This window comes from Mesorhizobium sp. KR2-14, from assembly GCF_040049255.1.
Classification (GTDB): domain Bacteria; phylum Pseudomonadota; class Alphaproteobacteria; order Rhizobiales; family Rhizobiaceae; genus Pseudaminobacter.
Map to the genome: position 1 here is coordinate 175,715 of NZ_JBDZDR010000001.1, position 22,073 is coordinate 197,787.

Below are 22,073 nucleotides of genomic sequence, written 5' to 3' on the forward strand. Positions count from 1 at the left end.
GGCGCTCAGACCGCCGCCCCGGAGATCAGTAGCCTGACGAACCGCCGGCTTCCCCTGCTTTCAGCCGGCCAAGGCTATTTCGCGCCGCCGTGAGCAGGCTTTCGGCCCCCAGCGCGATGTAGCGCTGCTCTGTGCCGAGCGCCAGGAAGCGATAGCCCATCTCCACGAAACGCCCGCTCATGCTGGCATCCACCACATAGATGCCGGCATGCTTGCCCCCTGCCCTGGCTCTCGCGGCGATGCGTTCGACCGTGCCCATCATGTCTTCGAGCTTGCCGTCCACCGTTTCGCCTTCGGTCCAGGCGATGGAGAAATCGGCCGGGCCGACGAAGATTCCATCGATGCCGGGCGTTGCCAAAATGCCGTCCAGCGCATCAAGCGCCGCACGCGTCTCGATCATTGCGAAGGAGACGGTGGCTGCATTGCTTTCCTGCAGCCAGGCAACAGGGTCCTTGCTGCAAGCGCGAGGTGCCGCAAAGGTCGGGCCCCAGGAACGCTCGCCGACAGGCGGATATTTCATCGCCGCCGCGAAACGCCGCGCGTCGTCCACCGAGTTCACCATCGGCGCAATGACCGCCTCGGCCCCGAAATCCAGCGCGCGGCTGGCCATGTCAAAACGCCCGACCGGCACGCGCACCACCGCATGGCGGCCCGCCGACGTCACCGGCACGATGCTGCGCAGCACGCTGTCTTCGTGATGACCGCCATGCTGCATGTCCAGGGTTACGGCGTCGAACCCCTGCGCGGCGACAACTTCAACCGTAAGCGCGTCCGGTATGCCGGACCAGGCAGTGATCAGGGTTTCACCAGCGTTCAGACGGGATGCGAGGCTCATGTGCAACTCCTTGGATTCGCCACCATCTGAACCTGAAACCACCGGCAAGGCAAAGAAAAACCGCCCGGCAAGCGGGCGGTTTGTCAACTCAACTCTGAATTGCCTCAGGCCTTCTTGACCTGGGCGGCCGCGGTTGCCAGGAGTTCATCCATGGTACGCCGGATCTGATGATCGGACTGATCGACGCCAGCGGCGTCGAAGTCGCGGCGGATCTTGCGGAAAACGTCGTGGTCGCCGGCTTCCTCGATATCGGCCACCACCACTTCGGTGGCATAGGCCTCTGCATCGGCGCCAGTCTTGCCAAGCTTCTCGGCGGCCCAGAGGCCCAGCAGTTTGTTGCGGCGGGCCACCGCCTTGAACCGCAATTCCTCATCCAGGACAAACTTCTTTTCGAAGTGTTCCTCGCGGTCCTTCATGCTGCTCATAGGCTAATCCTCCGGATCACATGCCGATTCGTAAAGCGAATATGGGTTGGTTCAGCAAAAATCAAAAGCCGACGGCACGGTCAATATCCATATTGAAAGGTACCGGTGCGGCATTTCGCTTGCGAAACCCGTTGATCGCGAAGATTTGTTGATTGAGCAAACGGCGCGTTTGGGATAGAGACCGCCTTGAGACCCGAACCGCCGCGCCCTGGCCGGCGAGATGCAGGGAGCGGCTTGTGCCGTACGCCCTTGAATCCAGAGAACAATGAGATGAAACATCGCCGCCGCATCTACGAAGGCAAGGCCAAGATCCTTTATGAAGGACCGGAGCCGGGCACGCTGATCCAGTTCTTCAAGGACGACGCCACCGCCTTCAACAAGAAGAAGCACGACATTGTCGACGGCAAAGGCGTGCTGAACAACCGCATCTCCGAGCACATTTTCACCCATCTCAACCGGATGGGCATCCCGACCCACTTCATCCGCCGCCTGAATATGCGCGAGCAGCTGATCAAGGAAGTCGAGATCATTCCGCTTGAGATCGTGGTGCGCAACATCGCCGCCGGCTCGCTCGCCAAGCGCCTTGGCATCGAGGAAGGTACCGTCCTGCCTCGCTCGATCATCGAGTTCTACTACAAGGCCGACGCGCTGGACGATCCGATGGTCTCGGAAGAGCACATCACAGCCTTCGGCTGGGCAAGCCCGCAGGAAATCGATGACATCATGGCGCTTGCCATCCGCGTCAACGACTTCCTCTCCGGCCTGTTCCTCGGCGTCGGCATCCAGCTGGTGGACTTCAAGATCGAGTGCGGCCGCCTGTTCGAGGGCGACATGATGCGCATCGTCGTGGCCGACGAGATTTCGCCCGACAGCTGCCGCCTGTGGGACGTCAACACCCAGGACAAGCTCGACAAGGACCGCTTCCGCCGCGACATGGGCGGGCTGGTGGAGGCCTACCAGGAAGTGGCCCGCCGCCTCGGCATTATGAACGAAAACGAGGCGCCGCGCCCCAACGGCCCGGTCCTCGTAAAGCACTAAACCAAATCCTCGGGCGCGTCCAAAAACGCGCCCGAACAACTTTAGACGACTTCCCGGAGTGAAATGCCCGTGATCAAGGCCCGCGTCACCGTCACCCTCAAGAACGGCGTGCTCGACCCGCAAGGCAAGGCCATCGAACATGCTCTCGGCAGCCTCGGTTTTGAAGGCGTGGGACAGGTGCGCCAGGGCAAGGTGTTCGACATCGAGATCGCAGGCACCGACGCCGCCAAGGCCGAGGCCGACCTGAAGGCCATGTGCGACAAGCTGCTGGCGAACACGGTTATCGAGAACTATAGTGTGTCCATAGCCTGAGGTTGGAAACCGGAGGGTGTAGTGGCTGAAATCTCAAGCGATCTGCTCTACGAGGTACTGAAGAAAATTCAGTCTCGCCTCGACGGGCTTGAGCACGGTGTCCGCGAGGTCAAGCAAGAGCTGACAGCCATTCGCGGCCACATGCTTTCGATGCAGAGCGACGTTCACAACATCTACACGAAGCTCGACAGGCATGATGAGAGCCTCGACCGCATAGAGCGCCGTCTCGAACTGCGCGAACTCGCCGAAACGCAAAGGCCTTACGAACCGAAATGAAATCCGCCGTCGTCGTCCTCCCCGGCCTCAATCGCGACCGTGACATGATCGCGGCGCTGACCAAGATTTCGGGCACCGCACCTGTCACCATCTGGCAGACCGACACCGACATTCCCGATGTCGACCTGATCGTCATTCCCGGCGGCTTCTCCTACGGAGACTATCTGCGCTGCGGCGCGATTGCCGCCCGCATGCCTGTCATGCGCGCCGTTGCCGAAAAGGCGGCCAAGGGCGTTCAAGTGATAGGCGTGTGCAACGGCTTCCAGATCCTGGTCGAGGCCGGAATGCTGCCCGGCGCCCTGATGCGCAACACCTCGCTGAAGTTCGTCTGCCGCGAAGTGAAGCTGCAGGTTGCAAACGCCAATACCGCCTTCACCCATCGCTACCAGCCGGGCCAGATCATACGCTGCCCGGTGGCGCATCACGACGGCAACTATTTCGCAGACGCCGAAACGCTGGCGCGGATCGAAGGCGAAGGCCAGGTCGTGTTCCGCTACGCCGACGGCACCAACCCCAACGGGTCGATCAACGACATTGCCGGCATCGTCAATGCCAAGGGCAATGTGCTCGGGCTTATGCCGCACCCGGAAAACCTGATCGAACCGGCCCATGGCGGAACGGATGGTCGCGGGCTGTTTGAAAGCGTGCTCGGCGGCGCCCGGCGCGAACTTGTGGACGCCTGACAACCCGACGGGGTCCCCCTTTCCAGCCCTCCTGTGCCAACCCGTTTTAGAGGCGAATGTCGCGGCATGAAGAAGCTTTGCATGGTGCCCGCAGTGTTTTCGGCGCTGCTTGCGCTTGGTGCTTGCCAGTCGGGCTCAAAGCCTGCGGCATCGAATGTCGTCTCGGGCAAGAGTGCCTCGCTGCGAGCCATGGAGCAGGTGGCCATCGCCGCGCACAGATGCTGGTTTGCCAGCAAGGACCCTGCCTTCAGGCCCTATCGCATGGCCAACGAACTGAACGCATTCGGCGGCACGCCGCGCTTCCTGCTGGTCCCGGCCAAGAATTACGGTGGCCTGCCGCTCCTAGTCGTACAGGCGCGCGGCAATTCCAGCCAGGTCGAGCATTTCGGCCCGCTGACGGCAGAGCCGCTCGGCGCGCGCATCAATGCCGATCTGGCTCGCTGGTCCAGCGGCAACAGCGATTGCGGCAGCGCGGCATGACGGATGAGCGAGGGACCGACGGAGCGGAGAGGTCCCCTGCCCGCCTGCTTTCACCCGCTATCTTGTGCCATGCGTCATCGCAATTCTTGCAGACTGTGGCAATTCACGCTTTAGGAAGCTTCCGAAGCCGAACTGACGGAAAAGGCCCCCGACCATGACCATTTCCAACACCGTGAAGATCACGGACGAGCTGATCGCCTCGCACGGGCTGAAGCCGGACGAATACCAGCGCATCCTCGACCTCGTCGGGCGCGAGCCGACCTTTACCGAGCTTGGCATCTTCTCGGCGATGTGGAACGAGCACTGCTCGTACAAATCCTCCAAGAAATGGCTGCGCACCCTGCCCACCACGGGCCCGCAGGTCATCCAGGGGCCGGGCGAGAACGCCGGCGTTGTCGACATCGGCGATGGCGACTGCGTGGTCTTCAAGATGGAGAGCCACAACCACCCCTCCTATATCGAGCCCTATCAGGGTGCGGCGACGGGCGTCGGCGGCATCCTGCGCGACGTCTTCACCATGGGCGCGCGGCCGATCGCAGCCATGAATGCGCTGCGCTTCGGCGAGCCGGACCACCCCAAGACCAGGCACCTGGTTGCCGGTGTCGTGGCGGGCGTGGGCGGCTACGGCAATTCCTTCGGCGTGCCGACCGTGGGCGGCGAGGTCAATTTCGACGCGCGCTACAACGGCAACATCCTGGTCAACGCTTTCGCCGCCGGTCTCGCCAAGACCGATGGCATCTTCCTGTCCAAGGCCGAGGGCGTCGGCCTGCCGGTGGTCTATCTCGGCGCCAAGACCGGCCGTGACGGCGTCGGCGGCGCCACCATGGCGTCTGCCGAATTCGGCGACGACATCGAGGAAAAGCGTCCGACCGTGCAGGTGGGCGACCCGTTCACCGAAAAGTGCCTGCTGGAGGCCTGCCTGGAGCTGATGGCCTCGGGCGCGGTCATCGCCATCCAGGACATGGGTGCGGCCGGCCTGACCTGCTCGGCAGTCGAAATGGGCGCCAAGGGCGACCTCGGCATCGAGCTCGACCTCGACATGGTGCCGGTGCGCGAGGAGCGCATGACCGCCTATGAGATGATGCTCTCGGAAAGCCAGGAGCGCATGCTGATGGTGCTGCGCCCCGAAAAAGAGGAAGAGGCCGAGGCGATCTTCCGCAAATGGGGTCTCGACTTCGCCATCGTCGGCAAGACCACAGACGACCTGCGCTTCCGCGTGCTGCACCAGGGCGAAGAAGTCGCCAACCTGCCGATCAAGGAACTCGGCGACGAGGCGCCCGAATATGACCGCCCCTGGATCGAGCCGAAGAAGCGCGAGCCGCTGGCGAAGGACGACATCCCGCAAGCCGACGTGGCCGACGCGCTGTTGAAGCTGCTCGGCAGCGCCGATCTTTCCAGCCGCCGCTGGGTCTGGGAACAGTATGACACGCTGATCCAGGGCAATTCGCTGCAGCTTCCCGGCGGCGATGCCGGCGTCGTGCGCGTGGAGGGCCATGCCACCAAGGCGCTCGCCTTCTCGTCCGACGTCACGCCGCGCTACTGCGAGGCCGACCCCTACGAGGGCGGCAAGCAAGCGGTGGCCGAGTGCTGGCGCAATCTCACCGCCACCGGCGCCGAGCCGCTGGCCGCCACCGACAACCTGAATTTCGGCAATCCGGAGCGCCCCGAAATCATGGGGCAGTTCGTCAAGGCTGTAACCGGCATCGGCGATGCCTGCCGCGCGCTCGGCTTCCCGATCGTTTCGGGCAACGTGTCGCTTTACAACGAGACCAACGGCCAGGGCATTCTGCCCACGCCCACAATCGCCGGCGTCGGCATCATCCGGGACTGGTCGAAGATGGCGCGCATCGGTTTTGCGGCCGAAGGTGAAGCCATCCTGCTCGTGGGCGCGCCAGCTTCCTGGGGCACGCACCTGGCGCAGTCGGTCTATATGCGCGACATCCATGGCCGCACCGACGGCCCGCCACCGGCGGTGGATCTGGAACACGAAAAGAAGGTGGGCGATTTCGTCCGCGCGCTGATCAACGAGGGCGTCGCCACTGCCGTGCACGATCTCTCGGACGGTGGACTGGCAGTCGCACTTGCCGAGATGGCCATGGCTTCCGGAATCGGCGCAACCGTCAACCAATTGAATGACTTGCCGCCGATTCCTGCCTTCTTCGGCGAGGACCAGGGCAGATATCTGGTGACCATCCCGCGTGATCGCGTGGACTGGTTCGTGCAGGAGCGCCTCAAGGGCACGGGTGTGTCCGCTCCCTCGATCGGAACGACGGGCGGCACCGAATTGAAGCTGGCGCAAGCCCGTGCAATACTCATATCTGAACTGCGCGAGGCACATGAAACCTGGTTCCCGCGTTTCATGGACAGCTGATTGCAGACGCGGAGGGCGTCGGTGGGCTATTCCAAGGTCAGAAGAACGATCAAGGAAGCGCTAGTCTATCGGTTCTCTCGCCCTCGCCCGCCCCGCCATCCTACACCGTTCAGCGGGCCGGTGCTGGTCATCGGCTCGGCCCCTGCGTCAAACCTGCCCGAAGGCTTCGATGAGCGTTTTTCGGTTCTCACCGTCAACGGCTCGCAGGCAATCGCGAAGCAATGGGGCATCCGCAAACCCCACGCGACCTTTCTGCAGTTCAACCAAATAGAGGGCACGAACGACAACGCCATTGCCGTGCGTCGAGTTCTCGACGGCGAAGAGACCGGTCTTCTCCATGTGATACGCTGGCCCTTCGAGGAACAACGATTGCGCGACGGTCTGGCCGCCTTCAACTATCGCTATGACGAATTGCGGCTGGTCGACCAGTATCAACGCATGGCGCTGCGCGAAGCAGTCATGGGCAAACGCCACAGCGAACTGGACAATGCGCGGAAGTTCTCGAACGGCATAACCGCAGTGCTCTATGCGCTCCACAGCGAGGCGCAGGCGGTCGTCATCTCGGGGATCAATCCCAAGTCCAGCGGCCATGCCTATAACGACCTCGGCTTGCAAAGACTTCACGGCGACATGGACCTCTCGATCCTGCTCGAGCTTCATGCCCGCGGCGTCGGGCTTTTTACCGCCGATCCCGAAGTCGCCACCTCTATCGGGTTGCCCCTGTGGCCGGGGCATATCCGGGCTTCCCGGCATAGCGGCCGCTGAGCCACGCCATGATTGACCTTGTTCCGCGCAACGGCCATATCTGAGGCAGAGTGAACTTGGAGACTTCTTCATGGCAATGGACGCACACGACATCGAAAAGCTGATCAAGGACGGCATCCCCGATGCAAAGGTGACCATCCGCGACCTTGCCGGAGATGGCGACCACTATGCTGCCGAGGTCGTGGCTGAAAGCTTCCGCGGCAAGAGCCGTGTCCAGCAGCACCAGATGGTCTACGAGGCCCTGAAGGGCAACATGGGTGGAACGCTCCACGCGCTCGCCCTTCAGACCAGCGCTCCGGAGTAAGCACTAGCCTTTGGGAAAAACCGCAAGGATCGGCCCCACCGGGTAGACGCCACCGATCAGCGTCTCCCGGCCATTTGAAAGGGCCGAAATCGCGCCATCGAAATAAAGCGCATTTGGACATTCGAGCGCATCGCGAAACAGGCGCCCGAAGCTGCCGAAGCTCACAGGCTTGCGCGAAATTGCCAGCACAACCGTATGCGCATCGCGTACGCCCACGCCGTTGCGGATGAAGCGCGACGAACCGTTTTCCTCGAAGCGAGGATGCAGCTTTCCATGGATGACCAGAAGCGGCCCGGACTGGGTGGCAAATGCAACGTCTTTCGGCGAAGCGGCGGCGTAGGCTGATGATTCGGCGATCGCGGCCGTCCCATCCGCAGCGATACTGAACACACCGTTGGGCTTCATGAAGAAGTTGCCTTGGCCATCGGCCAACTCAATGGGGCTCGTCTGCCTGCCCTCTTCGACCAGCAGCCCGACGGGGGACATATCCTCATGATACATGCCCGCGTTCATCGAAAGCAGCGGTCGCCTGCCCTGCCCGGCCATTGCCGCGTCAAACGCCTTCAGCGATCGGAAGGGCTTGCCGTCCTTTCCGGCATGGAAAAGCGCGATCTCATGGGCCCGCAGGTCGATCTCGCAAACAAGATGCTCGACGCCCTCAAACAGCAGTTCTCGGCACAGATTGGGAATTGACGGACCCCCCGTCACGACACGCGAGGGTTGACGCACCAGCCAGGCAAGTGCAATCGCGGCCAATCCGATTGCTAGAAGCGCGGTCGCCACAGGCTTGGAGCGCCCCATTGAGCGAACTGACCATCCGGAACCGTCTCGATTTGACATTTCATGCATGGCTGGGGCGCTGGTGGCCAACTTGTCCGGTGTCAGGAGCCTGACTTGTCTCACCCGTCCATCGGGGTTATTTGAGGGGTTAGGGTATGGCCCTGCGCAGTGGGCGACGAAAGGCGAAATCAGATGAGCATCAAGGATTACATCGACAACGAGGTCAAGACCAACGACGTTGTCCTCTTCATGAAGGGCACGCCGGGGTTCCCGCAGTGCGGATTTTCCGGGCAGGTCGTGCAGATTCTCGACTATGTCGGGGTCGACTATAAGGGCATCGACGTTCTGACCTCCATGGAACTGCGCCAAGGCATCAAGGATTATTCCAACTGGCCGACGATTCCCCAGCTTTACGTGAAGGGCGAGTTCGTCGGCGGATGCGATATCGTGCGCGAAATGTTCCAGGCCGGCGAGCTGCAGAGCCTTTTCGAAGGCAAGGGCGTGGCAACCAGAGCCGCCTGAGTGGCTGCATTGCGGAAGCCTTTCCGCAGGTCGGCTTCGAAGCTTCCGTTTCAAGGCGCCGGAACCCCGGCGCCTTACAGTGTTTGAAATGATTTATATGGCCTCGCCTTCGGCGCGGCCCCGCCGGCCACGATGCGCTGCGTGCCTCTCCCGTTTTTCCGCATCGTGCCGCCTTTGTTTTGCCAATGCCTTGCCGGAAAAGCCGGATCGCACCCACGATGTGTGTCGGAGGCTGCAGTTGGCCCTTTGACGGAATGACAGAATGGACGCTTCGACGACAATCAAAGAGCCGCGTCTGCAAGGCGTGGGCAAGGTAGAATTCATCGGCATGATGGCGATGCTGATGGCGCTCAATGCGCTCGCCATCGACATCATGCTGCCCGGCCTGCAACAGATCGGTGCAAGTCTTGGCGTCGAAAGCGAAAATCACCGGCAATACGTGATTTCGGCCTATCTGCTCGGCTTCGCCTTCGCGCAGCTTGTCTACGGCCCGCTTGCCGACCGTTTCGGCCGGCGCCTGCCGCTGCTGTTCGGGCTTGGCATCTATGTCGCCGCGGCCCTGGCCGGCGCTTTCGCGCCCACCTTTGCCGCGCTGCTGCTGCTGCGTGTTGCCCACGGCATAGGTTCGGCGGCCACACGCGTCATCAGCGTGTCGATCATCCGCGACGTGTTCGGCGGCCGAAAGATGGCCGAGGTGATGTCGCTGGTGATGATGGTGTTCATGATCGTGCCGGTCGTCGCGCCGGGAACGGGCCAGGTCATCATGATCTTCGGCGAGTGGCACCTGATCTTCGGCTTTATGGCCGCAATGGGCATTGCCGTGACGATATGGGTCTATCTGCGCCTTCCGGAGACGCTCGACCCTGCTGATGTCAGGCCGTTCACGTTGACGTCGGTGCTGCGCGGCTTCGGCATCGTGCTCGGCAACCGAGTGGCGCTTTGCTACACGCTGGCCAGCGCCTTCGTGTTCGGCGCGCTTTTCGGCTTCATCAATTCGGCGCAACAGGTCTATGTCGGCATCTATCAGCTGGGTGCGCTGTTTCCGGTGGCCTTCGCAGCCGTCGCCATGTTCATGGCGCTGTCGTCGTTCCTCAACTCGCGGCTCGTGGTGCATCTGGGCATGCGCAGGCTGTCGCACGGCGCGCTGCTCGGCTTCACGACCATCAGCGCCATCTGGTTCGGCCTGTCGCTGTTCGGGGTCATCCCCTTCCCGCTGTTCCTGGTGCTTTTCGCGCTGGCCATGTTCCAATTCGGCCTCATCGGCTCGAATTTCAACGCGTTGGCCATGGAACCGCTGGGCCATGTGGCTGGCACGGCTTCCTCCGTGCTGGGCTTCATGGGCACGGCCGGCGGCGGCGTCATCGGCGCGCTGATCGGACAGGCGTTCGACGGCACCACGACCCCGCTCGCCGCCGGCTTCTTCGCCGTCTCCATCATCGGGCTGATCTTCGTGCTGATCGCGGAAAAGGGCCGGCTGTTCCAGGCCCAGCACAAGCCGTCCTAAGGGGCCTTACGCCCCTTCCGGCATCATGAGGCCCGCAAAGTCGAACAGCTTGCGGTCGAGCAGATGGCTCGGCCGCACATTGGTCAACGCGCGGATCATCGTGTCCTTGCGGCCGGGCATGCGCCGCTCGATGTCGTCCAGCATCGCCTTCATCGCATTGCGCTGCAGGCCTTCCTGGCTCCCGCACAGGTCGCAGGGAATGATGGGAAACTGCATCGCTTCGGCGAATTTCGCCAGGTCGGCCTCGGCGCAATAGCTCAGCGGCCGCAGCACCAGCGTGTCGCCCTCGTCGTTCAACAGCTTGGGCGGCATGGCGGCAAGCCGGCCGCCATGAAACAGGTTCATGAAGAAGGTTTCGAGGATGTCCTCGCGATGGTGGCCGAGCACGAGCGCAGAGCAGCCCTCCTCACGCGCGATCCGATAGAGATGACCGCGCCGCAGGCGCGAGCAAAGCGAGCAGTAGGTCTTGCCCTCGTCGATCTTGTCGGTGACCACCGAATAGGTGTCCTGATATTCGATCCGGTGCGCGACGCCGTGCCTGTCCAGGAAGTCCGGCAGGATGTGCTTGGGAAAGTTTGGCTGGCCCTGGTCGAGGTTGCAGGCGAGCAATTCGACCGGCAGCAAGCCGCGCCATTTGAGATCCAGCAGCAATGCCAGCAGCCCGTAGGAGTCCTTTCCCCCGGACAGCGCCACCAGCCACCGTTCCCCCGGCTTGACCATGGCGAAATCGTCCAGCGCCTGGCGCGTCTGCCGCAGCAGGCGCTTGCGCAGCTTGTTGAACTCTACGCTCGTTGGCGTGTCGCGGAACATCGGGTGGCAGGCATCCCCGTCCTCGTCGACGATCGGTTCCGGCATGATGTTCATGGGGCGTGGCACCTTGATGGGCTTCGATTCCGCACCGATTAGAGCAACGCGCCGTCAAAGAAAAGGCCGCCTCGAGGGCGGCCTGTTCGCATTCGCTTTTTTGTGAGCCACGCCTGCGCGCGCAGGCGGCGCCTCAGGCTTCTTCCTTCTTCGGAAGAACGACGCGCAGCGACAACTCGCGAAGCTGGGCCGGCGTGGCCTCGGAGGGCGCGTTCATCAGCAGGTCCTGCGCCTGCTGGTTCATCGGGAACAGCGTCACCTCGCGCAGGTTCTTGGCGCCGACGAGCAGCATGATCACGCGGTCGATACCGGCGGCCATGCCACCATGCGGCGGCGCGCCATACTGGAACGCGCGGTAAAGACCGCCGAAATGCTCCTCAACCTCTTCGCGCGACTTTCCGGTCAGCTCGAACGCCTTGACCATGACCTCCGGCAACTGGTTGCGGATTGAGCCGGACGCGATCTCGAAGCCGTTGCAGACGAGGTCGTACTGATAGGCCTTGATGGACAGCGGGTCCTGGCCGTTCAGCGCCTCCAGGCCGCCCTGCGGCATGGAGAACGGGTTGTGGGCGAAGTCGATCTTTTCTTCTTCTTCCAGCCACTCATAGAACGGGAAGTCGACGATCCAGCACAGCTCGAAGCGATCGCGGTCAACGAGGTTGAGTTCCTCACCGGCGCGGGTGCGGGCCTCGCCTGCGAACTTGTAGAACTTGGACGGCTCGCCGGCGACGAAGAAGCAGGCATCGCCATCTTCGAGGCCGAGCTGGGTGCGGATCGCCTCGGTGCGCTCCTCGCCGATGTTCTTGGCGATCGGGCCGGCGCCTTCGAGCTTGTCGCCCTCCTTGCGCCAGAAGATATAGCCCAGGCCGGGCTGACCCTGGCTCTGCGCCCACGAATTCATGCGGTCACAGAATGCGCGCGAACCGCCGGTCTTGGCGGGAATGGCCCAGACCTCGACCTTCGGGTTGGCGGCGATCATGCCGGCGAACACCTTGAAGCCGGAACCGGCAAAATGCTCGGTGACTTCCTGGATCTCGATCGGGTTGCGCAGGTCCGGCTTGTCGGTGCCATAGGTGCGCAGCGCCGTGTCGTAGGGAATGCGGCGGAACTGCTGCGTGACGGGCTTGCCTTCGGCAAACTGCTCGAACACGCCGCGCATGACCGGCTCCATCGTGTTCCAGACGTCTTCCTGGGTCACGAAGCTCATTTCCAGGTCGAGCTGGTAGAACTCGCCCGGCAGGCGGTCTGCGCGCGGGTCCTCGTCGCGGAAGCAGGGCGCGATCTGGAAGTAGCGGTCGAAGCCCGCCACCATCAGAAGCTGCTTGTACTGCTGCGGGGCCTGCGGCAGCGCGAAGAACTTGCCGGGATGAATGCGGCTCGGCACCAGGAAGTCGCGCGCGCCTTCCGGCGACGACGCGGTCAGGATCGGCGTCGAATATTCCGTGAACCCGATCTCGTTCATGCGCCGGCGCATGTCGGCGATGATCTTCGTGCGCGCCACGATGTTCTTGTGCAGCGTCTCGCGGCGCAGGTCGAGGAAGCGATACTTCAGGCGGATGTCTTCGGGATAATCCGGCTCGCCGAAGACCGGCAGCGGCAGCTCCTTCGCCGCCGACAGCACTTCCATGTCCTTGGCGAAGATTTCGATCTCGCCGGTTGCAAGATTGGCATTGATCGTGTCGGGCGTGCGCGCCTTCACTTCGCCGTCGACGCGGATGACCCACTCGCCGCGCACGGTCTCGGCAATCTTGAAGCAGGGCGAATCCGGATCGGCGACGATCTGTGTGAGGCCGTAGTGGTCGCGCAGGTCGATGAAGAGCAGACCGCCATGGTCGCGAACGCGATGGACCCATCCCGACAGGCGGACGGTGGATCCGACGTCTGATTTTCTCAACTGTGCGCAGGTATGGCTGCGATAAGGGTGCATGGTCAAAATCCGGTCAGGGGTGTTGGATTGGCCGCGCCGACGCATTCGCGTTCGGCTCGAAAATTTGGGGCGAAAAGCGCATGTGCACTGTGTTTTGTCAAGGCAATGGCGTCCTTTGGCCCAATCCTGGGCGATATTGCCGCTGGCAATCCCAAGGTGGTTGGTCCACTACTCTTATTTTGCCAACCGAATGTTGATTATGTCTTCCATTCGCCCGTTGATCCCGCTTCTTATCGCCGCCGGCATTCTTCTAGGGGGCAATGGTCTGCAAGGCACCCTTATCGCCTTGCGAGGTGCGCAGGAAGGCTTCTCCGCCTCGATCATCGGCTTCATGGGAACGGCCTATTTCGCCGGGTTCCTGCTGGGCTGCATCGCCATCTCGCGGATCATGAAGTCGGTCGGCCACGTTCGCGCGTTCTCGGCACTGGCCGCGATGGCCTCGTCGGGTACACTGCTGCTCATCCTGGTCATCGACCCGGTGATGTGGTCGGTCATTCGTTTCGTCACCGGCTTCTGCTTCGCCGGGCTGTTCACCGTCATGGAGAGCTGGCTGAATTCAGGTGCCCAGAACCACGACAGGGCGCGGGTGCTGGCAATCTACCGCATCGTGGATATCGGCTCGGTGACCGGCGCGCAGTTCATGATTCCCGTTTTCGGTGCCGATGGCTTCGCCATCTTCGCGATCATGTCGATCATGATCACCCTGTCGCTGGTGCCCATCTCGCTAGGCGACAGGTCGAACCCCAAGCCACCGGAAGATGTCAAGCTTGATCTTGCCAGGGTCTGGCGCATCTCGCCACTGGGCTCCATCGGCTGCATCGCCGTCGGCGTGACCAACAGCGCCTTTCGCACCCTGAGCCCCGTCTATGCTGAAGAGATCGGCATGTCGGTCACCGACGTCGTGACCTTCATCAGCGTGGGAATCATCGGCGGCGCGCTGATCCAGTATCCGCTGGGCCACCTTTCCGACCGCTGGGACAGACGCAAGGTGTTGTTGATGACGACCACCCTGGCGATGCTTTCCACCCTGGCGCTGGCCTTCCTGGCCGGCAACGCTCCCCTTGCAAATTTTGCTCTGGTCTTCGTCTTCGGCTCCTTTGCGATGCCGCTGTTTTCGCTGTCCGCCGCGCATGCAAACGACCGCGCGGGCAAGGACGAGTTCGTGCTGGTCAACGCCGCTCTGATGCTGTTCTATTCCATCGGCGCGATAGTTGGGCCCTTTGCGGCCTCGGCGGTCATGGAACACATGGGCCCGCATTCTCTTTTTGCGTTCATGGGCTGCGTCTACGCCATTTTCGTCGTCATCACGCTTTACCGTATGGGCGTTCGTGAAGGCGTGCCGGAAAGCGAGCGTGGCCGCTTCATAGCGCTTCTGCGCACGTCGACGGTTTTTGCCCGCCTGGCCCGGCGCAAGGCAGACGAGACTGCGGAACCCGCACTTGCCTCGCAGCGCTTGACGAATGCCTCTCAGACTGAAAGGAAATGACTTCCATTTCCAGCCAAAGAACTTTCATGCACATCATAACGACCCAGAAAGAGCTCGAAACGGCGATTGCCGCGCTCGAAAAGTCGAGCTTCGTGACCGTCGACACCGAGTTCATTCGCGAGACGACCTTCTGGCCAGAGCTCTGCCTGATCCAGATGGCAGCCCCTGGCGTCGAGGCGCTGATTGATCCGCTGTCGCCGGAGATCGACCTGAAGCCGTTTTTCGCCCTGATGGCGAACGAGGCGGTGACCAAGGTGTTTCACGCCGCCCGACAGGACATCGAGATCATCTTCCACCTGGGCGAGCTGATTCCGCACCCGGTTTTCGACACCCAGGTGGCCGCAATGGTCTGCGGCTTTGGCGACAGCGTTTCCTACGACCAGTTGGTCCAGAAAGTGACCGGCGCGCATCTCGACAAGTCGTCGCGTTTCACCGACTGGCGCCACAGGCCGCTTTCGGACAAGCAGCTGGCCTACGCGCTGGCCGACGTCACGCATCTCATCGAAGTCTACCAGCATCTCAAGGCACAGCTCGAGCGCGCCAACCGCGCTCACTGGCTCAACGAGGAGATGGAGATCCTGACCGCGCGGGAAACCTACGACCCGCATCCGGACGACGCCTGGAAGCGCCTCAAGATGCGTCTGCGCAAGCCGATGGAACTGGCGGTGGCGCAGTCTGTCGCGGCATGGCGCGAACGAGAGGCCCGCGAACGCAACGTGCCCCGCGGCCGCGTGCTGAAAGACGACGCCATCTTCGAAATCGCGCAGCAGCAGCCCCGCGATGCCGCGGCGCTGTCGCGCCTGAGGACGGTGCCGAAGGGCTGGGAGCGCTCGTCCACCGCAACTGCATTGCTGGAAGCGGTCAACCGTGCGCTGCAACTGCCGAAGGAACAGCTTCCGAAGCTGCCGAAGGCGCAGCCGGCGCCTGAGGGAAGCAGCGCGGCCTCGGAGCTTCTCAAGGTTCTGCTGCGCCAAATCTCCGAGAAGGAGGGCGTGGCCGCAAAGGTTCTGGCGTCTGGCGATGACATCGACCGCATTGCAGCACTGGGCGAGGAGGCCGATGTGCCTGCCATGCATGGCTGGCGGCGGGAAGTGTTCGGAAACGTCGCCGCGCAACTGGTGCGCGGAGAGATCGCGCTGAAATTCGACCACCGCAAGGTGGTGGTCTTCGAAACCAAATAGGTCTCCAGCCTTCGAGCGGGTCCGCCCCGCTCGAAGGCATTCGTTCAAACCTCAGAAGCTGCCCGGGTAGTTCGGGCTTTCCCGCGTGATCGCCACGCCATGCGCATGGCTTTCGCGCAGGCCGGCGTTCGAAATGCGCACGAAGGTGGCGCGCTCGCGGAATTCCGCCAGGTTGCCCCCGCCGACATAGCCCATCGCCGCTCTCAACCCGCCCGTAAGCTGATGCAGGACGCCGGCCACCGGCCCCTTGTAGGGCACCTGCCCTTCAATGCCTTCCGGAACCAGCTTCAGCGTGTCGCGAACCTCCGCCTGGAAGTAGCGGTCGGCCGAACCGCGCGCCATGGCACCGACTGAGCCCATGCCGCGATAGGCTTTGAACGAACGGCCCTGATGGAGATAGACCTCGCCCGGGCTTTCATCCGTGCCGGCCAGAAGAGAACCGATCATGGCCGCGGTGGCGCCGGCGGCCAGCGCCTTTGCCAGGTCACCGGAGAATTTGACGCCGCCATCGGCAATGACGGAGACGCCTGCCTTCTGGGCGGTTTCCACCGCCGCCATGATTGCCGAAAGCTGCGGAACGCCGACGCCGGCGACAATGCGCGTGGTGCAGATGGAACCGGGCCCGATGCCGACCTTCACCGCATCCGCACCGGCATCGATCAGCGCCTTGGTGCCGTCGGCCGTTGCAACATTGCCCGCCATGATGCGCACGGCATTGGAAAGCTTCTTCACGCGGCTGACGGCGTCGAGCACGCGCTGCGAATGGCCATGCGCGGTGTCGATGACCAGCAGGTCCACGCCGGCGTCGATCAGGCGTTCTGCTCGCTCGAAGCCATCGTCGCCGACGCTGGTGGCGGCAGCCGCCCGCAGCCGCCCTTGCGCGTCCTTGCTGGCGTTGGGATTGAGCTGGCTCTTCTCGATGTCCTTGACGGTTATCAGGCCGACGCAGTTGCCATGCATGTCGACAACCAGCAGCTTTTCGATCCGATGCTGGTGCAGCAGCCGCTTGGCCTCGGTCTGGTCGACGCTTTCGCGGACCGTGACCAGGTTTTCGCGCGTCATCAGCTCCGACACCGTCTGATTGGGATCGTTGGCGAAACGCACGTCGCGGTTGGTCAGGATGCCAACGAGCCGCCCGGTGCGGTGGCCGCCCGTGCCACCCTTTTCCACCACCGGAATACCGGAAATGCCATGTGCGCGCATCAAGGCCTGCGCATCGGCAAGCGTGGCATCAGGGCCGATGGTGACGGGATTTACCACCATGCCCGATTCGAATTTCTTGACCTGCCGCACCTGCTCCGCCTGCTCTTCAGGCGAGAAATTGCGATGAATGACGCCGATGCCGCCGGCCTGCGCCATTGCGATGGCAAGGCGCGCTTCGGTCACGGTGTCCATGGCCGCAGAGAGGATGGGGATGTTCAGCTCTATGTCGCCGGCAATCACCGTGCTCACGTCGGTCTGCCCGGGCATGATCTCCGAGTGACCGGGCTGAAGCAGCACGTCGTCAAAAGTCAGCGCCATCACGCCGGTTGCGGTTTCGATGATCTTTGCCATGACAAGCCCTCAATACAGGAAACGCGCGCTAACGCTCGGAGGAGCAGCGCTGACTCTTCTGTTTCCTTCAGGAATGGCAAGGGCTCGTATCACGTCCGCCGCTCGATGAAAAGCGGCTCGGGATACACTTTTTAGGCAATTGCGAATCCGGAGCGGCTGGCAGAGATGATGCCGGCTTCAAGCCCCCCGCCCGAAACCGGCACCACCGTCGGGAGACCGGCGCATCATCGGATATGCTTCCGACGGTTCCCGGCCCCAAGGCGCCGCAGCGGAAAGCTCCAGCACCGGTGGGCAAGTTGCCCTGCCGCCCACGACGGGTCAACTCCTCAAAGCGGGGGCTCACAATTGACAAGAGAGAAACCGATCCGCCATTTGTCCGGCCATCGATTCATTCGGGCAGGCCATGAGCACCATAAAACTCGATCCGATCGACCTGCGCATTCTCAATGCCGTGCAGGGAAACGGGCGCATTACCAGGGAAGAACTTGCCGAGCAGGTCGAGCAGTCTCAGGCTCTCTGCTGGGCACGGCTAAAGAGGCTTGAAGAGGCCGGCGTGGTGAAGGGCTACCACGCCACGGTGGCGATGCGTCAGGTGGCGCCAGTAGCGACGGTGCTGATGGAAGTGACGCTGAGCGCTCATCGCCAGGTGGATTTCGAGCGCTTCGAACAGGCCATCAAGGAAGTTCCCGAGATTGTCGCGTGCTGGTCGGTTGGCGGCGGTGTCGACTACATGCTGAAGATCGTTGCCCGCGATATCGAAGGCTACCAGCGGCTCGTCGACGATCTGCTCGCACGCCAGCTCGGCATAGACCGCCATTTCACCTACATCGTCATCAAGACGGTGAAGGACGAAGGCGCGCTCCCACTGGAGCGGCTCGTCCCCGATGACATTGGCGCCTAGAGCGACGCCGATTCGCTCCGATATGCGGCCTTTTGGTCGCTCCTGGCCTGTTTGGACTTGAAGCCAGCGCGATCAGGTGTCACATCAGGGCGGTCGCGGGCGTATTCGCCCATCGCTCTTTCGACATGCAGGTCATTTCCATGGTTACCTATCTGGACGCCGCTTCGGCCCCGCTACGCAATACAGGTCAGATCCGCCTCTATGGCGAGGAAGCCTTTGCCGGCATGCGCAAGGCCTGCAACCTGACCGCGCGTTGTCTCGACGAGCTTGTCGACGTGGTGAAGCCCGGCGTGACCACCAATGAGATCGATCGCTTCGTGTTCGAGTTCGGCATGGATAACGGCGCCCTGCCCGCCACGCTGAACTATCGCGGCTATACGAAATCCACCTGCACATCGATCAATCATGTCGTGTGCCATGGCATCCCCGACGACAAGCCCCTGCGCGAGGGCGATATCGTCAATATCGACGTGACCTACATTCTCGACGGCTGGCATGGCGATTCCAGCCGCATGTATCCGGTTGGCACCATCAAGCGCGCCGCCGAGCGCCTGCTCGAGGTGACGTATGAGTGCCTTGTGCGCGGCATCGCAGCCGTTCGACCCGGCGCCCGCACCGGAGCGATCGGCGCCGCAATCCAGACCTATGCCGAAGGCGAGCGCTGCTCGGTGGTGCGCGATTTCTGCGGCCACGGCGTGGGGCAGCTTTTCCACGACGCGCCCAACATCCTGCACTACGGCAGCCCGAACGAGGGCGTCGAGATGCGCGAGGGCATGATCTTCACCATCGAACCGATGATCAATCTCGGTCGCCCGCACGTAAAAGTGCTTTCCGATGGCTGGACGGCCGTTACCCGCGACCGCTCGCTCTCCGCACAATACGAGCACACGGTGGGTGTGACCTCGACAGGCTGCGAGATTTTCACCTTGTCGCCCAAGGGACTCGACCGGCCCGGCCTGTCTTCCTAATATCCCCCAGGTCGCCGCTGAAGCGGCGACACTTTTTGGGGGAACGTGGCATGACCGATGACCACGAGGACGAGCGAGGGCTGTTTGCCGAGCAGCCATTGCCGCCCATCAAACCCGCCGCGATGCGGGTGGCAAAGCCGCACTATCTCGGCCATAGACAGCGGCTGCGCGAACGGTTCCAGCAAGCCGGCCCCGATGCGATTTCCGACTATGAATTGCTTGAACTGCTTCTGTTCCGCTCAATCCCGCGCGCGGACACCAAGGAGCGCGCCAAGGCGCTTCTGAAGCGGTTCGGCTCGCTTGCCGAAGTGCTCGGGGCGCCCGAGCACCTGTTGCGCGAGGTCGAGGACATCGGCGAAGGCGCCGCCATGGACATCAAGATCGTGGCGGCCGCCGCACAGCGCATGGCGCGCGGCCAGATCGAGGGACGCGAGATTCTTTCTTCATGGAACCATGTGCTCGACTATTGTCGCGCGGCGATGGCCTTCGAGGCGCGAGAGCAGTTCCGCATCCTGTTCCTCGACAAGAAGAACACCCTGATTGCCGACGAAGTGCAGCAGACCGGCACCGTCGACCACACCCCGGTTTATCCGCGCGAGGTGGTGCGGCGCGCGCTGGAGCTTTCGGCGACGGCCATCATCCTCGTGCACAACCACCCGTCGGGCGATCCGACCCCGTCTCGCGCCGATATCGACATGACCAAGACGATCATCGAGGCCGCACGCCCGCTCGGCATCGCCGTGCACGACCACATCATCATCGGCAAGAAGGGCTATTCCAGCATGAAGGGACTGCTTTTGATCTGAGCCTCGAAGGCTCGACCAGCCCTGCCCTCGAAATGGAGGGCAAGAAAAAAGGCCGCTCGATCGAGCGGCCTTTTCCTGTTTCCAAGCGGCAGCGCCTTATTCGGCGTCGCCTTCCTTGGCGGCCTTCTTCTTCGGCGCAGCCTTCTTCTTCGGCTCTTCGGCGCCGGCTTCGTCAGCCTTCTTGGCCGAGGCCTTCTTCGTCTTCTTCTCGGTCTTGGCTTCGCCGGCGGCCTCTTCCTCGTCCTCGGCCATCAGCTCTTCCTTGCTGACCTTCTGGTCGGTGACGGAGATCTGGGTCAGCAGATGGTCGATGACCTTCTCTTCGAACAGCGGCGCGCGCAGCGAGGCCAGCGCATTGGCGTTGTTGCGGTAGAACTCGAAGACTTCCTGCTGCTGGTTGCCGGGATAGCGACGCACGACGTCGAACAGCGCACGCTGCATTTCCTCGTCGCTCACCTGCACGCCGGCCTTTTCGCCGATCTCGGCAAGCACCAGACCCAGACGCACGCGGCGCTCAGCGAGGCGTTGGTATTCGGCGCGGGCTTCCTCTTCCGTCGTCTCTTCATCGGCAAAGGTGCGGCCGGCAGCCTCCAGATCGCGCTGAACCTGGTTCCAGATGTTGTTGAACTCGGTGTCGACGAGATTCGACGGCGCTTCGAACTTGTAGCCCTCGTCGAGCTGGTCGAGCAGCTGACGCTTCACCTTCTGGCGGGTCATCGCGCCGAACTGGCTTTCGATCTGGCCGCGCACGATCTCGCGCAGGCGCTCGAGCGATTCGAGGCCGAGATTCTTGGCGGTCTCGTCGTTGATCTCGAGTTCACCCGGCTTGGCCACTTCCTTGACGGTCACGTCGAAGGTGGCTTCCTTGCCGGCGAGCTCTGCAGCGCCGTAGTTTTCCGGGAAGGTCACGGTGACGAGCTTCTCGTCGCCGGCCTTGGTGCCGATCAGCTGGTCCTCGAAGCCGGAGATGAATTCCTTGGAGCCGAGCACCAGCGGCTGGTCGCTGCCCGTGCCGCCGTTGAACGGCGTGCCGTCGATCTTGCCGACATAGTCGATGGTGACGCGATCGCCCTCTTCGGCCTTGCCTTCCTTGGGCTCATAGGAGCGCGAGGATTCGGCAATGCGCTTGACCTGCTCCTCGACTTCCTCCTCCGGCACGCCGAACACCTGACGGGTCACGGCGATCTTGGAGAAATCCTGGATTTCGATGGTCGGAATGACCTCATAGGCGAGCTGGAACTCGAAGTCGGCGCCCCCGGCCAAGATCTTCTCGGCTTCCTTCTCGTCCTCGGTCATGGTGACTTCGGGCTGCATGGCAGCCTTTTCACCGCGCTCGGCGAGAATCGAGCGGGTCGAGTTCGACAGGATCTCGTTGACCACCTCGGCCATGAACGACTTGCCGTAGACCTTGCGCAGGTGCTGCATCGGCACCTTGCCCGGGCGGAAGCCGTTGAGGCGCACCTTGTCCTTGGCATCCGCAAGTCGTTCGACGAGCTTGGACTCCATTTCGCCAGCCGGCACGATCACCTTGATTTCGCGCTTAAGACCGGAATTGAGTGTTTCGGTAACCTGCATCATCAAACCTTTGTTTTCACGAATGCCGCCTGACCAACGGCTCCATGCCGCTCGACCTGCGGGTGTTCTCGTGGCGGGCATTCCTTCGGTGCGGGTGAATCAACTGTTCCGGGACGGTTCCATCCATCGGGTATCAATTGCCCTCAGAGCGCTCCGAGAATATGGGTAAGTCGTTGTTTTACCTGCTTCTTACCACATACGTCCGAAGCGTGAATTTATAACCCGTCACATTTGACACGCCTTTTGTCACACACGGACCGATTTTTCAACACTCTTCACGCGCGCCAACCGGCACATTTCCGTGCGATTCAACCATTTAACGCACCGGCGCGACATTGACAGAGTGACGACTACATGAGAATGCGAGCGGGATGCGGATGTGGCGGAATTGGTAGACGCCCCGGATTTAGGTTCCGGTGCCGAAAGGCGTGGGGGTTCGAGTCCCTTCATCCGCACCATTTGGCTCCAAGACGGCACGGAATCAGGCTTGTAGCAGCGGCTTTTTCGCTCACGTCT

The 22,073-nt window shown here is 62.4% G+C and carries 22 protein-coding genes and 1 tRNA gene; 16 read left to right on the top strand and 7 right to left on the bottom strand.

The genetic code is table 11. The features are described from left to right. Positions 1-25 precede the first annotated feature (25 nt). Both ABLE86_RS00830 and ABLE86_RS00835 read right to left on the bottom strand, forming a co-directional pair. Positions 26-835, bottom strand: coding sequence for an HpcH/HpaI aldolase/citrate lyase family protein (locus ABLE86_RS00830; protein ID WP_348777022.1), 810 nt, complete (start codon positions 833-835; stop codon positions 26-28). 104 nt (positions 836-939) lie between these two features. Continuing rightward, positions 940-1,260, bottom strand: a complete 321-nt coding sequence (locus ABLE86_RS00835; RefSeq protein ID WP_348777023.1) for a DUF1476 domain-containing protein — start codon at positions 1,258-1,260, stop codon at positions 940-942. A gap of 270 nt (positions 1,261-1,530) precedes the next feature. On the opposite strand from ABLE86_RS00835, the gene purC reads away from it, so the two are divergent. From purC to ABLE86_RS00875, 8 genes are all read left to right on the top strand, one after another. Next, entirely contained in the window at positions 1,531-2,298 is a 768-nt protein-coding gene (gene purC / locus ABLE86_RS00840) for a phosphoribosylaminoimidazolesuccinocarboxamide synthase (RefSeq protein ID WP_348777024.1), read from the top strand. 69 nt (positions 2,299-2,367) lie between these two features. After that, on the top strand, positions 2,368-2,610 hold the full coding sequence (gene purS, locus ABLE86_RS00845; RefSeq protein WP_348777708.1) for a phosphoribosylformylglycinamidine synthase subunit PurS: 243 nt from the start codon (positions 2,368-2,370) through the stop codon (positions 2,608-2,610). A gap of 21 nt (positions 2,611-2,631) precedes the next feature. Continuing rightward, on the top strand, positions 2,632-2,886 hold the full coding sequence (locus ABLE86_RS00850) for a hypothetical protein (protein WP_348777025.1): 255 nt from the start codon (positions 2,632-2,634) through the stop codon (positions 2,884-2,886). Beyond that, on the top strand, positions 2,883-3,569 hold the full coding sequence (gene purQ / locus ABLE86_RS00855; protein WP_348777026.1) for a phosphoribosylformylglycinamidine synthase subunit PurQ: 687 nt from the start codon (positions 2,883-2,885) through the stop codon (positions 3,567-3,569). Before ABLE86_RS00850 ends, purQ begins: the two co-directional genes overlap by 4 nt. Positions 3,570-3,635: 66 nt before the next feature. Continuing rightward, positions 3,636-4,049, top strand: a complete 414-nt coding sequence (locus tag ABLE86_RS00860) for a hypothetical protein (protein WP_348777027.1) — start codon at positions 3,636-3,638, stop codon at positions 4,047-4,049. Between the two features lie 154 nt (positions 4,050-4,203). Further along, on the top strand, positions 4,204-6,420 hold the full coding sequence (purL, locus tag ABLE86_RS00865) for a phosphoribosylformylglycinamidine synthase subunit PurL (RefSeq protein WP_348777028.1): 2,217 nt from the start codon (positions 4,204-4,206) through the stop codon (positions 6,418-6,420). A 120-nt stretch (positions 6,421-6,540) separates the two neighbouring features. Then, positions 6,541-7,185, top strand: a complete 645-nt coding sequence (locus ABLE86_RS00870; RefSeq protein ID WP_348777029.1) for a membrane-anchored protein — start codon at positions 6,541-6,543, stop codon at positions 7,183-7,185. Positions 7,186-7,255: 70 nt separating this feature from the next. Then, positions 7,256-7,489, top strand: a complete 234-nt coding sequence (locus ABLE86_RS00875; protein WP_348777030.1) for a BolA family transcriptional regulator — start codon at positions 7,256-7,258, stop codon at positions 7,487-7,489. 3 nt (positions 7,490-7,492) lie between these two features. Here the strand turns inward: ABLE86_RS00875 and ABLE86_RS00880 are convergent, their stop codons facing one another. Next, positions 7,493-8,035 (bottom strand): phosphodiester glycosidase family protein, encoded by a 543-nt coding sequence (locus ABLE86_RS00880; protein ID WP_348777031.1) that lies wholly within the window; start codon positions 8,033-8,035, stop codon positions 7,493-7,495. Between the two features lie 426 nt (positions 8,036-8,461). On the opposite strand from ABLE86_RS00880, the gene grxD reads away from it, so the two are divergent. Then, on the top strand, positions 8,462-8,791 hold the full coding sequence (gene grxD / locus ABLE86_RS00885) for a Grx4 family monothiol glutaredoxin (RefSeq protein ID WP_348777032.1): 330 nt from the start codon (positions 8,462-8,464) through the stop codon (positions 8,789-8,791). A gap of 262 nt (positions 8,792-9,053) precedes the next feature. Continuing rightward, a complete protein-coding gene (locus ABLE86_RS00890) occupies positions 9,054-10,295 on the top strand; it encodes a multidrug effflux MFS transporter (protein WP_348777033.1) in 1,242 nt (413 codons plus the stop codon). A gap of 6 nt (positions 10,296-10,301) precedes the next feature. Here ABLE86_RS00890 and ttcA read toward each other — a convergent pair whose 3' ends face one another. Further along, positions 10,302-11,159, bottom strand: a complete 858-nt coding sequence (gene ttcA / locus ABLE86_RS00895; RefSeq protein WP_348777034.1) for a tRNA 2-thiocytidine(32) synthetase TtcA — start codon at positions 11,157-11,159, stop codon at positions 10,302-10,304. A gap of 133 nt (positions 11,160-11,292) precedes the next feature. Further along, the gene (gene aspS, locus ABLE86_RS00900) at positions 11,293-13,086 is read right to left on the bottom strand and encodes an aspartate--tRNA ligase (protein WP_348777035.1); all 1,794 of its coding nucleotides are present in this window, start codon (positions 13,084-13,086) and stop codon (positions 11,293-11,295) included. A gap of 199 nt (positions 13,087-13,285) precedes the next feature. Between aspS and ABLE86_RS00905 the strand changes: the two genes are divergently transcribed. Continuing rightward, positions 13,286-14,572 carry an MFS transporter gene (locus ABLE86_RS00905; protein ID WP_348777036.1) on the top strand — a complete coding sequence of 429 codons (1,287 nt, stop codon included), beginning with the start codon at positions 13,286-13,288 and terminating at the stop codon, positions 14,570-14,572. 26 nt (positions 14,573-14,598) lie between these two features. Beyond that, entirely contained in the window at positions 14,599-15,753 is a 1,155-nt protein-coding gene (gene rnd / locus ABLE86_RS00910; protein WP_348777037.1) for a ribonuclease D, read from the top strand. A 51-nt stretch (positions 15,754-15,804) separates the two neighbouring features. On the opposite strand, the gene guaB is transcribed toward rnd, so the two are convergent. Continuing rightward, positions 15,805-17,307: an IMP dehydrogenase gene (gene guaB / locus ABLE86_RS00915; protein WP_348777038.1), complete on the bottom strand. Its 1,503-nt coding sequence runs from the start codon at positions 17,305-17,307 to the stop codon at positions 15,805-15,807. A gap of 403 nt (positions 17,308-17,710) precedes the next feature. Between guaB and ABLE86_RS00920 the strand changes: the two genes are divergently transcribed. The 3 genes from ABLE86_RS00920 (at position 17,711) to radC (ending at position 19,982) form a co-directional block, all read left to right on the top strand. After that, a complete protein-coding gene (locus tag ABLE86_RS00920; RefSeq protein ID WP_348777039.1) occupies positions 17,711-18,208 on the top strand; it encodes an Lrp/AsnC family transcriptional regulator in 498 nt (165 codons plus the stop codon). Positions 18,209-18,348: 140 nt separating this feature from the next. Continuing rightward, positions 18,349-19,176 carry a type I methionyl aminopeptidase gene (gene map / locus ABLE86_RS00925; RefSeq protein ID WP_348777040.1) on the top strand — a complete coding sequence of 276 codons (828 nt, stop codon included), beginning with the start codon at positions 18,349-18,351 and terminating at the stop codon, positions 19,174-19,176. A gap of 122 nt (positions 19,177-19,298) precedes the next feature. After that, entirely contained in the window at positions 19,299-19,982 is a 684-nt protein-coding gene (gene radC, locus ABLE86_RS00930; RefSeq protein ID WP_348777709.1) for a DNA repair protein RadC, read from the top strand. 96 nt (positions 19,983-20,078) lie between these two features. On the opposite strand, the gene tig is transcribed toward radC, so the two are convergent. Beyond that, entirely contained in the window at positions 20,079-21,557 is a 1,479-nt protein-coding gene (gene tig, locus ABLE86_RS00935) for a trigger factor (RefSeq protein WP_348777710.1), read from the bottom strand. A 373-nt stretch (positions 21,558-21,930) separates the two neighbouring features. Here tig and ABLE86_RS00940 point away from each other — a divergent pair. After that, positions 21,931-22,015, top strand: a tRNA-Leu gene (locus ABLE86_RS00940). The last annotated feature ends 58 nt before the right edge of the window (positions 22,016-22,073 follow it).